Origin of the sequence: Clostridium punense, assembly GCF_017874425.1 — a bacterium.
GTDB classification, from domain to species: domain Bacteria; phylum Bacillota; class Clostridia; order Clostridiales; family Clostridiaceae; genus Clostridium_J; species Clostridium_J punense.
This window is the reverse complement of the sequence record NZ_JAGGLL010000001.1, coordinates 172335-187204: the sequence shown is the minus strand read 5'-3', so window position 1 is coordinate 187204 and position 14870 is coordinate 172335. Positions and strand designations below refer to the sequence as shown.

The 14870-nt window shown below is 31.3% G+C and carries 14 protein-coding genes; all 14 read left to right on the top strand.

The window, feature by feature from the left end; genetic code table 11:
• Positions 1-36: 36 nt before the first annotated feature.
• The 14 genes from J2Z44_RS00865 to pnpS all read left to right on the top strand — a co-directional run bounded on the left by J2Z44_RS00865 (position 37) and on the right by pnpS (position 14734).
• Complete coding sequence (locus J2Z44_RS00865; RefSeq protein WP_021284596.1) at positions 37-1716, top strand: penicillin-binding transpeptidase domain-containing protein; 1680 nt, start codon at positions 37-39, stop codon at positions 1714-1716.
• An 85-nt stretch (positions 1717-1801) separates the two neighbouring features.
• On the top strand, positions 1802-2512 hold the full coding sequence (sigK, locus tag J2Z44_RS00860; RefSeq protein ID WP_021284597.1) for an RNA polymerase sporulation sigma factor SigK: 711 nt from the start codon (positions 1802-1804) through the stop codon (positions 2510-2512).
• A 233-nt stretch (positions 2513-2745) separates the two neighbouring features.
• Positions 2746-3519 carry a shikimate dehydrogenase gene (aroE, locus tag J2Z44_RS00855; protein WP_021284598.1) on the top strand — a complete coding sequence of 258 codons (774 nt, stop codon included), beginning with the start codon at positions 2746-2748 and terminating at the stop codon, positions 3517-3519.
• A gap of 12 nt (positions 3520-3531) precedes the next feature.
• Complete coding sequence (locus J2Z44_RS00850) at positions 3532-4584, top strand: type IV pilus twitching motility protein PilT (RefSeq protein ID WP_021284599.1); 1053 nt, start codon at positions 3532-3534, stop codon at positions 4582-4584.
• 266 nt (positions 4585-4850) lie between these two features.
• Positions 4851-6101, top strand: a complete 1251-nt coding sequence (gene ftsA, locus J2Z44_RS00845) for a cell division protein FtsA (RefSeq protein WP_209649276.1) — start codon at positions 4851-4853, stop codon at positions 6099-6101.
• A 15-nt stretch (positions 6102-6116) separates the two neighbouring features.
• Positions 6117-7220: a cell division protein FtsZ gene (gene ftsZ, locus J2Z44_RS00840; RefSeq protein ID WP_021284601.1), complete on the top strand. Its 1104-nt coding sequence runs from the start codon at positions 6117-6119 to the stop codon at positions 7218-7220.
• 175 nt (positions 7221-7395) lie between these two features.
• Positions 7396-8196 (top strand): sigma-E processing peptidase SpoIIGA, encoded by an 801-nt coding sequence (spoIIGA, locus tag J2Z44_RS00835; protein ID WP_021284602.1) that lies wholly within the window; start codon positions 7396-7398, stop codon positions 8194-8196.
• Between the two features lie 38 nt (positions 8197-8234).
• Positions 8235-8951 (top strand): RNA polymerase sporulation sigma factor SigE, encoded by a 717-nt coding sequence (gene sigE / locus J2Z44_RS00830; protein WP_031271773.1) that lies wholly within the window; start codon positions 8235-8237, stop codon positions 8949-8951.
• A 75-nt stretch (positions 8952-9026) separates the two neighbouring features.
• Positions 9027-9800 (top strand): RNA polymerase sporulation sigma factor SigG, encoded by a 774-nt coding sequence (sigG, locus tag J2Z44_RS00825; RefSeq protein WP_017414580.1) that lies wholly within the window; start codon positions 9027-9029, stop codon positions 9798-9800.
• A 538-nt stretch (positions 9801-10338) separates the two neighbouring features.
• The gene (locus J2Z44_RS00820) at positions 10339-10602 is read left to right on the top strand and encodes a YlmC/YmxH family sporulation protein (protein WP_209649275.1); all 264 of its coding nucleotides are present in this window, start codon (positions 10339-10341) and stop codon (positions 10600-10602) included.
• A 189-nt stretch (positions 10603-10791) separates the two neighbouring features.
• Positions 10792-11247 carry a transcriptional regulator NrdR gene (nrdR, locus tag J2Z44_RS00815; RefSeq protein WP_021284606.1) on the top strand — a complete coding sequence of 152 codons (456 nt, stop codon included), beginning with the start codon at positions 10792-10794 and terminating at the stop codon, positions 11245-11247.
• 313 nt (positions 11248-11560) lie between these two features.
• Positions 11561-12304, top strand: a complete 744-nt coding sequence (gene pgeF, locus J2Z44_RS00810) for a peptidoglycan editing factor PgeF (protein WP_021284607.1) — start codon at positions 11561-11563, stop codon at positions 12302-12304.
• A gap of 14 nt (positions 12305-12318) precedes the next feature.
• Positions 12319-13026: a response regulator transcription factor gene (locus tag J2Z44_RS00805; protein ID WP_021284608.1), complete on the top strand. Its 708-nt coding sequence runs from the start codon at positions 12319-12321 to the stop codon at positions 13024-13026.
• Between the two features lie 13 nt (positions 13027-13039).
• Positions 13040-14734: a two-component system histidine kinase PnpS gene (pnpS, locus tag J2Z44_RS00800; RefSeq protein WP_031271774.1), complete on the top strand. Its 1695-nt coding sequence runs from the start codon at positions 13040-13042 to the stop codon at positions 14732-14734.
• Positions 14735-14870 lie beyond the last annotated feature (136 nt).

Genomic DNA, 14870 nt, shown 5'->3' with positions numbered 1-14870 from the left:
TTAGTCAATGATTGAACTAGAGTGAGGTGTTTTTTTATGGGCTTTAATATAAGAAACAATAAACAAAAAATATTAGGGAGAACCTATACTTTAGCAAGTATTATGGTAGTTTTATTTCTAGTTTTAACAGCAAGACTTGCTTATATCCAACTGTATGACAATAGCAGTCTTCAAACTATGGCAAACAGACAATATTATTATGAGGAAAATGTGAAAAATATTCCTTTTAAACTTTTAGATAGAAATAATAAAGAATTATTTAACTATGAAAAGAAGTACTATGCTGTGGTAGATATTAGTAATTTTATAGCTTTGAACAATAAGGAAAATCTTCCTGAGGTACAATCGCTTACTTACACTCTTAGAAATTATAATAAAGATTATGACTTAACCTTAGCAAAATATGCTAAGGAAGGTAGGCAGTATTTCGATATAGATAAAGAAACCTATGATAAACTAAAAAGCATTAAAAATGTAAAGGGCTTTTACGCATATGAGAGTGAGGAAGCAGCCAAGGATATAAATTCTAATATTAGGAATGTTTTAGCCAGAGGAAGCAAAATTTCGGACAGTACAAAGTTAAAGGATGAAGGTACCCTTGAAAGGGAAATATATGAATTCGTTAAAAATAATAAATACACCAAAGTGAGGTTTGAAAAAGACGTTAGTGGAAATATAATTGATGAAAACCTTGTTGAGAATAAGGAAAATCTAAATGTAAAGCTAACTTTGGATAAGGAAGTACAAGAACTATCAGAAAAGGTATTAAGAGACGAAAAATATAAAGATATGAGTCAAATAGGAGTAGTGATGATGGAGGCTGATAGTGGCAAAATATTATCCATGGCACTAAAGGATGATTACGGTAACAATGTAAACATAGGTACTCCAAGTGAAAATGGATTTTATGTAGGATCAATCTTTAAAACCATTGTATATGAAGGTGCTGTAGATAAAGGTATTGTAAGCAATACAGAAAGCTTTAATTTAGTTAATGGGTTATTTCCCAAGAGTAAGGAGAAAAAGTTTACCTACACTATGAAGGAGGCTTTCATTAGTTCCTCTAATAATACCTTTGCACAAATTGGTTGGAGAGTTGGCATGAAAAATCTATATGATTATGCTAATAAGCAGGGGCTCTTTTCAAAGGTTTTAAACTTGCAGGATGAAAAGGTAGGAGAGATTGAAGGTTTTGAAACTAAAAATTCTCAAGATATTATAACTAACACTTCTATTGGTCAAACCGTAAGAGCGACCCCCCTTGAAGCTTTAACTATCCCTAATACCATAGCTAATAATGGTATATATGTTAAACCTAGAATTATAGATAGCATTTTAAAAGAAGATGGTTCTGTGGTCAAAAAGTATGAAAGTGAATCTAATAAAATAATAAGTAAAGGTACTGCTCAAACTATAAAAGATAGTATGATAGAGGTTGTAAATAATGACTTAGGTACAGGGAAAAAGGCCATGGTTTCAGGAGCTGAAGTCGGTGGAAAAACTGGAACTACAGAATATTGGATTAAAGATAAGGACAACAAGGATGTAGAATGTTCTGATGGTTGGTTTGCAGGCTTTTTTAAGTACAACAATAAATATTACTCTATGGTGGTATTTGTTCCACAAATAATAAAAACTGACGCTGGCGGAGGAACTGCTTCTTATGTGTTTAAGGATATAGTTGAAGGTATAGTAAAAAATAAATACTTGAAGTAAAAAATTAAATAAATAATTAGGTGTACATGCACTTTTTAATTTTCTAATCATATTATATTAATAAGCACTTTTAGGGGGAGCATCTATGGTTTTCTTAAGTTGGTTATTAAATGTGATTGGACAATTCACTTTATTAACAGGATATGTATCTGGCAACAGTTCATTTCCGCAACCACTGACGGAAGAAGAGGAAAAGTTGTACTTAAACAAATTTAAAAATGGAGATTTGAAGGCAAAGAATATGCTGGTGGAGAGAAACTTAAGACTGGTGGCTCATATTGTTAAGAAGTATTCTTTCCCAGGTAAGGAAGTGGATGATTTAATTTCTATTGGCACCGTAGGATTAATTAAGGCTATTGATTCCTTTGATTGTTCTAAGGGCACACGCCTTGCAACCTATGCTGCAAGATGTATTGAAAATGAGATATTAATGCTTATAAGAAATAACAAAAAAACAAAAGGAGAGGTTTACCTTCAAGATCCAATTGGAGTAGATAAGGAAGGTAATGAAATTTCATTGATGGATATCTTAAGTAGCGACAAGGATTCTGTTGTAGAAATAGTGGAAAACAAAATCCAAGTTAAGAAGCTCTATGGTAAGATAAACACAATATTGCAAGAACGTGAAAGAATTATTATTGAGATGAGATATGGGTTACTAGACGGAAATGCTAGAACTCAAAGGGAAATTGCGAAATTGTTAGGTATTTCTAGATCTTATGTATCTAGAATTGAAAAGCGTGCCTTAAAAAAATTATTTAAGGAATTAGGCAGCTATGGGAACCTTCATTATTAAACTATAATAAATCCTTTACAATTATTGGATTATAGGTGATAATTTAATATAGTTATAAGGTTTCCTGGTGATAATTTAAATTACTTATTTCTTAAGGCATTAGGATAACAAGGGTAAATTTCAACTTAGGTTACCTATATGATAATCCTTGATACATGTTCAGCGGTAACGAAAGAATTTTGAAAATAACTTTAGAAGGATTACCAATATAAGAGATTAAAGGAGGTGATATAGTGAGATATAGTGGATTACTTGGAAGGTCCATAAAATACTCTATATCACCTCTTATTCATAATGAATATTACAAAGCTAATAATATTTGTTTAGAATATAAGCTGTTTGATATAGAAAAAAATAATATAGAAGAGTTTATTCATAGTGTCAGAGAAAAAAATATAGTGGGCTTCAATGTTACTATTCCTTACAAGGAACATATAATAAGTTTCTTAGATGAGGTAACGTACCCAGCAAACTATATAGGAGCAGTAAATACAGTGGTAGTAAGATCTGATAAGTTAATAGGATACAATACTGATTACTATGGATTTATAAAAACTCTTAAAGATATAAACTTCTGCATAAAGGGGTGTAAAGCCCTTGTTATAGGCAGTGGGGGGGCAGCTAAAGCAGTTCTATATGCACTTTATGATAATGGTGCTTCTAGCATTGAAGTTGTAGCTAGGAACCAGGAGGCTTTAAAAAATAGTAAGAGTATAATCAGCAAGGTTTGGGGTTTTAATGAAGAGTTTTTTTTGGAAGACTATCAAATTGTAATAAACTGCACCCCTCTTGGTGGTGGAAACCATGCTGAGAAACAACCCATTAATATTATTAGTGCAAACAAGAATACTTTGTTTTACGATTTAAATTATGTGCCAGAAAAATCTATATTTTTAAGTACTGGTGAAATTTTTGGATGTAGAACTATAAATGGAAAAAATATGCTATTTAATCAAGCATATAAAGCTATTGAAATTTGGTACGAAAACATTGATGAGAATTTATAAAGGAGAGTTACTATGCAACTACAAGAATTATTAAAGTTGACAATGGATAAAAATGCGTCAGATTTGCATTTAACTGTTGGGGCGCCTCCTACCTTAAGAGTTAATGGCCATTTAGTTTCAGTAAACAACGAAAAGCTGTTACCTCCAGACACTACATATTATGCCAGGGAAATTTTAGGCAAAGAATATGAAGTATATAATGAAGTTGGAGAGATAGACACCTCCTATTCAGTTTCAGGGTTAGGAAGATTTAGAGTAAATGTGTATAAACAAAGAGGTGGAGATGCTATAGCTCTTAGAGTTGTAGCCTTGAAAATTCCAACCTTGAAGGAATTAAGATTTCCACCAGCTCTTAAAGACTTAACAGAGAGGCAAAGAGGTTTAGTTCTTGTAACAGGACCTACAGGAAGTGGAAAAAGTACAACTTTAGCTGCTATGATAAATGAGATAAATACCAATAGAAATGCACATGTTATTACTCTTGAAGATCCTATTGAGTATTTACATAAGCATAATAAATCTATTGTGAATCAAAGGGAAATTGGAAGAGATACTAAAACCTATCAAAATGCTTTAAGAGCAATACTAAGAGAAGACCCCGATGTTATTCTTGTGGGAGAGATGAGAGATTTAGAAACTATTTCTATTGCTATCACAGCAGCTGAAACTGGGCATTTAGTTTTTTCTACCCTGCACACCATTGGGGCAGCAAAAACTATAGATAGAATAGTTGATGTATTTCCACCTTTTCAGCAGCAACAAATTAAGATCCAATTAGCAGCAGTTCTGCAAGGCATAATATCTCAGCAACTGCTCCCAAAGTATGAGGATAGAGGAAGAGCTGCAGCCTTAGAGGTTATGACTATAACCCCTGCCATTCAAAACCTTATTAGAGAAGGGAAGACTCATCAAATTGAGTCAGCAGTGCAAACAGGTAGTAAGTATGGTATGAAAACTATGGATATGGCAATTTCTGAGTTATATAGAAATGGTGAGATTTCTAGGGAGGTTGCAATGACTTATGCTGTTGATAAGGAAATACTTGGAAGAATGATTATGATATAATATAAAGGGTGCATCACTTAAATGCACCTTTTAAAATTCAACAATAAAATGGAAAAAATATTTACAAAAAGGTTTTTAATATTGCATTTTATTTAACCAGGTTTTATACTAAGATTGAAGACTAGTAGTATTTATAAAAGTACATATTTAAAGATATCATAATATTTTATAAATTTTTCTTTTAAAAGCCTTAAATTTTGGAGGAAATTTGAAGTTTTTGTTGAATATATTCCTTTGAGACTTCTATCAAAGGAGGAACAGTTTAAATGAGCAAGCATATTGTTGGAATAGATATTAGCTCATCTAAGGTATGTGGTGTTGTTGGAAAAGTAGATAAAGATAGTCGAATTCAAATTTTGGGAATTACTACTTCTAAGTGTAATGGAATTAGAAATGGCATGGTAGTGGACACAAATTCAGTATCCTATGCAGTGACTAACGTCATTAAAGACTTAGAAAATATAGTAAGTATGTCCATAAAAGATGCTTATTTATCCATACCAATATCATTATGTGAATTAACTAAAAATAGAAGAGCTGTTTCTATATCTTCACCAAACAAAGAGATTCAAATTTCAGATTTCAAAAATGTGTTAGATGCTGTAAGGCTATTACCAGTAGAACCCAATATAGAAGTTGTTGCTGTTGAACCTGAAATGTTTATTGTAGATGGGATGAGTAATATTACAAACCCAGTTGGCATGGTAGGAGAACAGCTTACTGTGGAGGCTCAAGTAGTTACAGCCCCATCTGCCATGATAGAAGGCTATAAAAAGGCTTTAAATAGAGCAGGAGTTGGCGTAAGTGGTATAGTAGTTAATTCATTAGGTATATATAAAGATATTATTGAAGAAGATGAAATAGATAATGGAGTAGCACTTATTGATATAGGTGCAGAAGTTATTGAGACCTCAGTTTATAAAAACAATAGAATTTTAAATGTTTTTTCTGTGGGCTTAGGCGGAGAAACTATAACCAATGATATTTCTATTTGTCTTAAAGTACCTCGTGAAGACGCGGAAAACCTAAAAATAAAGTGTAGTAATTTAATAAAGGACAAGGCTTTACAAAACTATAGAGTTAAAGTGAACTCTATAACAGGTAATGGGTCCATAGATATTAATTATGATACTTTAGTTGAGATTATAGGTGAGAGGGTAAAGGAATTATTAAGTATTATTAAAAAGAAGCTTGTAGAGGATGGTAACTACAAGGATATAAGTTCCTTTGTAATTGTTGGAGGCGGTGCAGCACTATTTAGAGATATAACAGTAGTTGCGGCAGAAATTTTTGATAAGCCTGTAAGAGTAGGATCACCTTCTTATGTAGGTGCTGCAAATCCTATATACTCTACTGCCACTGGAATTATCAAAGAAGTTGTATTAAGAAATAAAATAAGCAATGAATTAGTTGAAAAAACAGAAACTAGTGATTTAGCAACAGATAGTAGACATGAGGGAAAAGAAAAAAATACATTTTCAAGTAAAATAAAAGAATTTTTGGCGGAATTTTTCTAATGAGGAGGTAGTACTGTGATTGATTTTGATGTACAAGACAAAGACTTATGTAAAATTAAAGTTATTGGATGCGGTGGCGGTGGAAACAACGCTGTAAATAGAATGATTGAAGAAGGATTAAAAAATGTAGAGTTTATTGGCATTAATACTGATAAGCAAGCATTAGCACTTTCTAAAGCTGAATTAAAAATTCAACTTGGAGACAAGCTTACTAGAGGTCTAGGTGCTGGAGCTAATCCAGAAATCGGCAGAAAAGCAGCAGAAGAAAGCAAGGAAGAAATTGTCCAAGCTTTAAAGGGAGCTGACATGGTATTCATCACTGCTGGTATGGGCGGTGGAACAGGTACTGGAGCAGCACCTGTAGTTGCTGAAATAGCTAAATCTATGGGAATATTAACTGTAGGGGTTGTAACTAAACCATTCCCATTTGAGGGAAGAAAAAGAATGATTCATGCTGAGTCTGGAATTAAAGCTCTAAAAGAATCAGTAGATACCCTAGTAACAATACCAAATGAAAGATTATTATCTTTAGTTGATAAGAAAACTACTTTAGTTGAATCTTTCAAAAGAGCTGATGATGTTTTAAGACAAGGTGTTCAAGGTATTTCAGACCTTATAACTATTCCAGGATTAATTAACCTTGACTTTGCCGATATAAGTACAATTATGTTAGACAAAGGACTTGCTCATATGGGAGTAGGTTCTGGAAAAGGTGATAACAGAGCTCAAGAGGCTGCAAAACAAGCTATTTCAAGTCCATTACTTGAAACTTCAATTATTGGAGCAACTGGGGTGTTATTAAACGTTACTGGAGGAGCTGATTTATCTTTACTTGAAATTAGCGAAGCTGCACAAATCGTTCAAGAAGCAGCAGATCCAGATGCAAACATAATTTTTGGTGCAGTTATTGATGAAAATTTAAAAGATGAAATTAGAATAACTGTAATTGCTACAGGCTTTGAATGTGATAAAGCTATTCACCAGCCTACAAGCAAAATTGAATTGCCAAAAAGAGAAGTAATTCATAGCGAAGTAGCGGCTACAAAAGAGCCAGAGCAACCAAAGGCTCAAGAAGAGGATTTTGCTGTACCTACATGGCTAAGAAAAAATATGAGATAATTTAATAGTTAAAAGCAGCTGTAAATTTTATTTGATTTACAGCTGCTTTTTTATTTTTTGTGAAAAATAAATCGTAAAATGACGTAAAATTTGATGAATAAATCCTATTTTACTAATATGATTTTACAAATTTTACACTTAATGGAAGTTATAATAGAGTAAAGGAGGAGTAGCCATGGTTATATATTTAGATGTGCTATTATTTCAGAATTTTATTGTGAATATTTTCCTTATTACTATTACCTTACAAACTATTAAGAGGAAAGCAAGTGTTATGAGACTTATCATTTCAGCCTTCATTGGAAGTCTTTATGTGATTCCAATGCTGGTACCTAGATATCAGTATTTATCAGGAATACCTTTTCAAGTTTTAATGGCGGTGTTAATGATATTTATTGCAGTAAAAGAGAAAAATCTACTTTTTCTAGCTAAATCTACAATAATATTTTATTTTTACTCCTTTTTATTAGCTGGACTAGCCTTCTATAGTGCACTAAGTGAGAATCCAAATTTAACTCCAAATACAAGGGTAATTAATTTTTCATCAAAAAACATTTACATAGGAATTATGATAATTTATATAGTTATAAACAGATTAGTGATTTATGTAAAGGATAGAAAGAAACTGGACCAATTTATTTACAATATTGAGATTTGTACAAAGGAGGTAAAAACTTCTTTAAAGGTTTTCCTAGATACAGGTAATGAACTGAGAGAACCTGCCACTAACCTACCTGTAATTATTATTGAAAAAGAGTACTTCGATAAAATTAATCTAGAGGGGTATTCTATATACCATATACCTTATTCAGTGGTAAATGGACAACATGGAAAATTAATAGGAATAAAACCTGATAGCATAAAAATTACCATGAATGACATAACAAAGGAAGAAAAGGCTATAGTAGCATTCTGTGATAAGAAATTGAGCAAATATGACGATTATAACGGACTCTTACCAAGAGGAATTTTATAAAGTGGGGGATTATGATGAGTAAAATAAGAGAAAAAATAATGAATTTATTAAAAGCTATTCCAAGTGCTATAAGCAGATTTGTAAGTAAGTTTAAAGCTTTTGCTGGACATGTCTATTATATTGGTGGAAATGATGCACTACCCCCACCATTATCTAAGGAAGAAGAAGATAAGTTAGTACAAGACTTAGTTTCAGGCGATGAGAGCATTAGAGCTGTACTAATTGAGCGAAATTTGAGATTAGTGGTTTATATAGCCCGTAAATTTGAGAATACAGGAGTAAACGTAGAAGATTTAATTTCAGTTGGAACTATAGGTCTTATTAAGGCTGTTAACACCTTTGACCCAGAGAAAAAAATAAAGCTTGCCACCTATGCTTCTAGGTGTATTGAAAATGAAATTTTAATGTATCTAAGAAGAAACAGTAAAACAAAAACAGAAATATCCTTCTACGAGCCTTTAAATATTGATTGGGATGGGAACGAGTTATTATTATCAGATATCTTAGGTACTGACAGTGATGTGGTATATAATTTTATAGAAGATGAAGTGGATAAGCAGTTATTAGTAATTGCCATGGGAAAACTAAATAATAGAGAAAAAGAAATTGTGGAGTTAAGATTTGGATTAAATGGTTTCCAAGAGAAAACCCAAAAAGAAGTGGCTGATATGCTTGGTATATCTCAATCCTACATTTCTCGATTAGAAAAAAGAATAATAAAAAGATTAAAGAAAGAAATTAATAAAATGTTGTAAGGTTGTCTTCAGTATAAAAGTTTTTACATCAGGAGATAATTAAAATGCAATTACTCTGAAGGGAATGAAGACCTTATGATGATCAACAAAGTAGAAATCTGTGGTGTAAATACATCTAAGCTACCAGTTTTAAAAGAAAAAGAAATGAGAGAGCTGCTACTTAAAATGAAGGAAGGGGATTATACCTGTAGGGAACAATTCATAAGGGGTAATCTTAGACTAGTATTGAGTGTTATTCAACGATTCAATAATAGGGGTGAAAATGTAGATGACTTATTTCAAGTTGGTTGCATTGGTCTCATTAAGGCTATTGATAACTTTGACTTAGGTCAGAATGTTAAGTTTTCCACTTATGCAGTACCGATGATTATAGGAGAAATAAGAAGATATTTAAGAGATAATAATTCAATTAGAGTTAGTAGATCTTTAAGGGATATTGCTTATAAAGCTTTACAAGTAAGAGATAGATTAGTAAATAAGGATAACAAGGAACCCACTGTTTCTCAAATTGCTAATGAACTTCAAATATCTCGGGAAGAGGTAGTATTTGCTTTAGATGCAATTCAAGACCCGGTATCTTTATTTGAGCCTATATATCATGATGGTGGGGATGCAATTTATGTAATGGATCAGATAAGTGATAATAAAAATCTAGATGATAGTTGGCTTGAAAATATATCCATTAAAGAAGCGATGAAAAAATTAAGTGATAGAGAAAAGCTTATTTTAAATTTAAGATTCTTTGATGGAAGAACTCAGATGGAAGTAGCAGACGAAATTGGAATATCTCAAGCACAAGTTTCAAGATTAGAAAAAACCGCATTAAAGCATATGAGAAAATATGTTTAAAGAGCCTTCGGGCTCTTTTTCATATTACATAATTATTTTGCTTTATTGTTTTAAATATATAAATAAACAAGCTTAATACTTGGCGAGTTTTTAAATATGAAAATCTATTGATATTTTAAGCAACTTATATACTTACAGTAATTTGAGTTTGCTTATCTCTTTCAGAGAAACTAATTATTGAAAGCGATAATTTAAATATTTCCTCCAGAAATTGGTTTCTCTATATAGGGAACTAGAGTTATAACTTAACTTCTATATATGAAACATACTTTGATTTTCTTAAGGCTTTTTGAATATGAGTAAAATAAGTTTTAATCATAGAAGCTATAGGCTAGTACAATTTTGTTGTTCTACTATGGTTATTAATAGCATATAAGTTGAATAGATATTTATAGGTTTTATAGAGCTTGAGTATTTAAGAAAAACTTATGGAGAGTTCTAATAAAAAGCCTATAACAGAAAGGGTGGATAAAGAAAATAAACGTATATTTTCTTTTCTTATAAAAGTATTATTATTATTTTTAAGTGGGGGGATAAAATGGAGAGTACAATGTTTGCCATTAATAGTTTAAAGGTTATGGAGATAATAGACATTAATACAGGAAGTAAGTTAGGTTATATAAAAGATTTCAAGATAAACTGCGAAAATCATAAAATTGAATCGATAGTATTACCTACAGAAAAAAACGGTTGGTTTGGGAAAAGCCAAGATGTAGAAATTCCCTGGGAAAAAATAAAAAAAATAGGCATTGACGTTATTTTAGTTGATGGAGAGGGAATCGTTGAATGTCAGGAGCGTTAAATAATTAAGGAATAGCTACATTAAGAAATATTGATTTTAATTTTAGTTGCTTATATACTAAGATTATAAAATATGTGTATAATGGACTTAGGCACCTTGAAAAAATAAATAAGTTAATATTACTGTTTATTTTGGCTTGTTATTTATTCTCAGATGCCTTATATACTAGTAAAAAGGGTGTGAATATCATTGAAGTGTCCATATTGTAATGGAGAAGAAAGCAAGGTTGTTGACTCAAGGTCAACAGAGGATAATGTAGCTATTAGAAGAAGAAGAGAATGTTTAAATTGCAATAGAAGATATACCACCTATGAAAAGGTTGAAGACATATCTATTTTTGTTATTAAAAGAGATTTAACAAGAGAACTTTTTAATAGAGATAAAGTAATAAATGGTATTATGAGGGCTTGTGAAAAAAGGCCCGTAACTCGTTGTCAAATTGAGGGCATTGTAGATAGCCTTGAGAAGACTTTAAATAATAATATGACTACGGAAATAAGTTCTGAAGGTATTGGGGAAATGATTTTAGATAAGTTAAAAAATGTAGATGAAGTAGCTTATGTTAGGTTTGCCTCAGTATATAGAAAGTTTGATGATATTAATAGTTTTATGGAAGAGATAAAAAGATTAATTAAAGAGAAGTAAAATGTTTATGCATTTTACTTGTTTTTTTATCTATAGGAAATGAAAATTAAGACTTAACATATACAGGGAATTTATCATGGTTCACTTAAGAAAACTTTTAGATGAATAAATTAAAGTGAAACTAATGAAGCCTTTATAAGTTATTTAGATAAAATTTTATTTATGGGATAAAATCATAGGATAACTGAAGTATACTTATGTATGAATAAGGTTTTCTTAGTTTAAGTATGTTAAATAAAGGTTAAAATTAGTTAAAAAAGTGGATAATGAAAATTTGCTATTGTATTATTAAAGTAAAGTATGGAGGCTATTTATGGAGAAAAATCATGTTGAGGATTATCAATATTTAAGATATAACTGTGGAGAGCATATTGAAGTAGTGTTTTTTACAGCCCATAAGGGACTGACTTTTAATAGAAGAACAGAAGAAGGACAAAAGAACTTAAATAATATAAAAAGATGGTTTGGGGTTAAAGAAGTAGTATACTTAAACCAAATTCATAGCAATATAGTTCATGTCTTCAAGGATAATAAGGAAGTAATAAATAGTGAAGGTGATGGGATAATCACTGAAAATACAGCTACTGCAATTGGGGTTTTTACAGCAGATTGTGTTCCTATTATCCTAGTGGATAAGAAAAAAGGAGCTATTGGTGCAGTTCACAGTGGCTGGAAGGGAACATATGCTAATATTGCTGGCAAAGCTGTGGAGCTCATGAAAGAAAATTACGGTTGTAATCCAGAAGAATTATCCATATATATAGGACCTCATAATAGAGTATGCTGCTATGAAGTTAGCGAGGAACTTATTTCAAAGTTCAAAAATAATCCTTTATTCAATGAAAATTTATTAAGTGAAAAATACAATATAAATAAGGGCAGGCATTTAAATCTTGAAGCCTGCATTAAAATTGAACTTATAACCAGTGGAGTTAAGGAAGAAAATATTATTAGCACAGAAGAATGTACATTCTGTAGCAGTAATTTAAATCTATTTTCCTATAGAAGAGAAGATGAAAAAGAAGGAAGAATGTATTCCTTTGTGTATATAAAGTAAGTGGAGGAATTAAAATGGCGGATAAAAGAATTCTAGTGGTAGATGATGAAGAACACATTGTAGAATTAATAAAATTTAACTTAGAAAAGAATGGCTATGGAGTAATTACTGCGGATAATGGCAGAGATGCTTTTATAATTGCTAAGGAGCAGCAGCCAGATTTGATACTTTTAGATCTAATGCTACCAGGAATGGATGGATTAGATGTTTGTAAGGAGATTAGAAGAGATTCAGCTATTTCAACTATGCCGATTATTATGATTACTGCAAAAGGAGAAGAGCTAGATAAGATTTTGGGATTAGAATTAGGTGCAGATGATTATATTACTAAACCCTTTTCTGTAAGAGAATTAATTGCAAGAGTAAAAGCTATTCTTAGAAGAACCACTGTGAAATATGAGGACAATGGTTTTAAGTTTGGTGAGATAACCATAGATTTTGAGAAACATGAAGTTAGAAGAGATGGAGAAAAGGTAGATCTTACCCTTAAGGAATTTGAACTTCTTGAGATTCTTATTAAAAATAAGGGAAGAGTTATGACTAGAGATTTTCTACTAGACAAAATTTGGGGCTATGAGTACGTAGGAGAAACTAGAACTGTAGATGTGCATGTAAGACACCTAAGGCAAAAGATAGAAAAGGATGATAAAAATCCAGTATATATTCAAACTATAAGAGGAATAGGATATAAATTTAATTACGGAGAAGACTATGAAGAATAAGCTTAAGGTTAGCATGAAGAAAAAGTTAATGCTCTATATTTTAGGAGCATTAATTTTTATATTTTTATTTATAACTTTATTATTTTATGCCATATTTAGCTACCAAAATGAAACTAATGCAAAAACTAGCCTAAGGGTTTACAATAATATGCTAAAAACTATGTGGGATAAAGAGAGTAGTCAACAGGAAAGTATTGCTGAAATTCTTCAAGATGCAGATGTAAGGGTTACTTTAATTGACAAGAATGGGGCGGTATTTTTAGACACTAATTTCTCCACGGAAGAACTAGATAATCATAATGATAGAGAAGAAGTAGTAAGAGCAAGACAAAAGGGGGAAGGTTACAGCATTAGATATAGTAAGGATACGGATTCTAACACGATTTACTATGCTACAGCTCTTCAGGATGGGACCATAATTAGAACTTCAAAAGCCATAAGGGATGTTCATAGTTTAGATGAAGCGTATTTAGCTTATTACTTAATTGCTATTATGTGTATTTTGTCAATATCAGTTTGGCTTTCTCTTAAGCTTTCTTATATTATCGTTAAGCCTATTAGGGATTTAGATTTTATTACCTCCATGATTGCAAAGGGAGAACTAAATAGGAGAGTTAATGTTAATTCTGATGATGAGCTTGGACAGTTAGGAAGAAACTTTAACCACATGGCTGACAAGCTTCAGAATACATTAAATGAAGTTACAGATAAACAGAATAGATTGGCAGCTATACTTCAAAGCATGGACAGCGGAGTTATTGCAATTGATAATATGAATAGAATTATTATGATTAATAATTATGCAAAGAATATTTTTGAGATAGAAGAAGACATCGTAGGTAAGAATATAGGTGAAATATCAAAAGAGTTTAGCATGATAAGTATATTCTTAGAAGGACATGAGGGGTTTAGAGAAATAAGAATAACTAAGCCTAAATTTAGAGAGTTAAGAGTGAGAACTGCGGATATTATAAATAGAAATCAGCATATTGGTGCCGTGGCTGTGCTTCATGATGTGACAGAAGTTAAAAAACTAGAAAATATGCGAACAGAGTTTGTAGCAAATGTATCACATGAGCTTAAAACACCACTTACATCCATTAAAGGTTTTGCGGAAACTTTAAAGTATGTAGATGATGCGGAAACAAAAGATAAGTTTTTAAATATTATTAATGATGAAGCAGAAAGACTTACTAGATTAATATCAGATATACTACTGTTATCTGACATTGAACAGCAAAGAGAAATTAAAAGAGATAGGGTAAATGTAAATAAGGCAGTGCAGGATGTTTATAACTTAATTAAGAATACTGCAGATCAAAAAAATATTCTTCTATCAGTTGAAGGTGAGAAGGTGTCAGACCTAATCGGAGATGGAGATAGATTTAAGCAAATGTTAATAAATCTTGTTGATAACGGAGTAAAATACTGTGAGCCTGGAGATAAGGTAACTATTTCCACAACTAGTGATACGAAATTCTGTACCATAGTTATAGAGGACACAGGAAATGGAATTCCACAGGATCATATACCAAGACTCTTTGAAAGATTTTATAGAGTTGATAAAGCAAGGTCAAGAGCTAAAGGTGGAACTGGGCTAGGGTTAGCTATAGTGAAGCATATTGTATTAAGTTTTAAGGGAAATATCACTGTAGAAAGCAAAGTGGGAATAGGAACTAAATTTATTATTAAAATACCTTATAGATAATAAGCAGCAGAAAGCTTTTGAAAAGTAGGGCCCATATATAAGTTTAATCTTTACTTTGATTTCATATATAACATTAAAAATAACATCTTAGCACTAGCTAGGGTGTTATTTTTATGTAAAAAGAAGTGGTTTAATA

What these genes read in the sequence shown, in the direction of transcription:
- J2Z44_RS00865 (WP_021284596.1), top strand. Translation starts at nt 37, where the DNA reads ATGGGCTTTAATATAAGAAACAATAAACAAAAAATATTAGGGAGAACC.
- sigK (WP_021284597.1), top strand. Translation starts at nt 1,802, where the DNA reads ATGGTTTTCTTAAGTTGGTTATTAAATGTGATTGGACAATTCACTTTA.
- J2Z44_RS00850 (WP_021284599.1), top strand. Translation starts at nt 3,532, where the DNA reads ATGCAACTACAAGAATTATTAAAGTTGACAATGGATAAAAATGCGTCA.
- ftsA (WP_209649276.1), top strand. Translation starts at nt 4,851, where the DNA reads ATGAGCAAGCATATTGTTGGAATAGATATTAGCTCATCTAAGGTATGT.
- spoIIGA (WP_021284602.1), top strand. Translation starts at nt 7,396, where the DNA reads ATGGTTATATATTTAGATGTGCTATTATTTCAGAATTTTATTGTGAAT.
- sigE (WP_031271773.1), top strand. Translation starts at nt 8,235, where the DNA reads ATGAATTTATTAAAAGCTATTCCAAGTGCTATAAGCAGATTTGTAAGT.
- sigG (WP_017414580.1), top strand. Translation starts at nt 9,027, where the DNA reads ATGATGATCAACAAAGTAGAAATCTGTGGTGTAAATACATCTAAGCTA.
- J2Z44_RS00820 (WP_209649275.1), top strand. Translation starts at nt 10,339, where the DNA reads ATGGAGAGTACAATGTTTGCCATTAATAGTTTAAAGGTTATGGAGATA.
- pgeF (WP_021284607.1), top strand. Translation starts at nt 11,561, where the DNA reads ATGGAGAAAAATCATGTTGAGGATTATCAATATTTAAGATATAACTGT.
- J2Z44_RS00805 (WP_021284608.1), top strand. Translation starts at nt 12,319, where the DNA reads ATGGCGGATAAAAGAATTCTAGTGGTAGATGATGAAGAACACATTGTA.
- pnpS (WP_031271774.1), top strand. Translation starts at nt 13,040, where the DNA reads ATGAAGAAAAAGTTAATGCTCTATATTTTAGGAGCATTAATTTTTATA.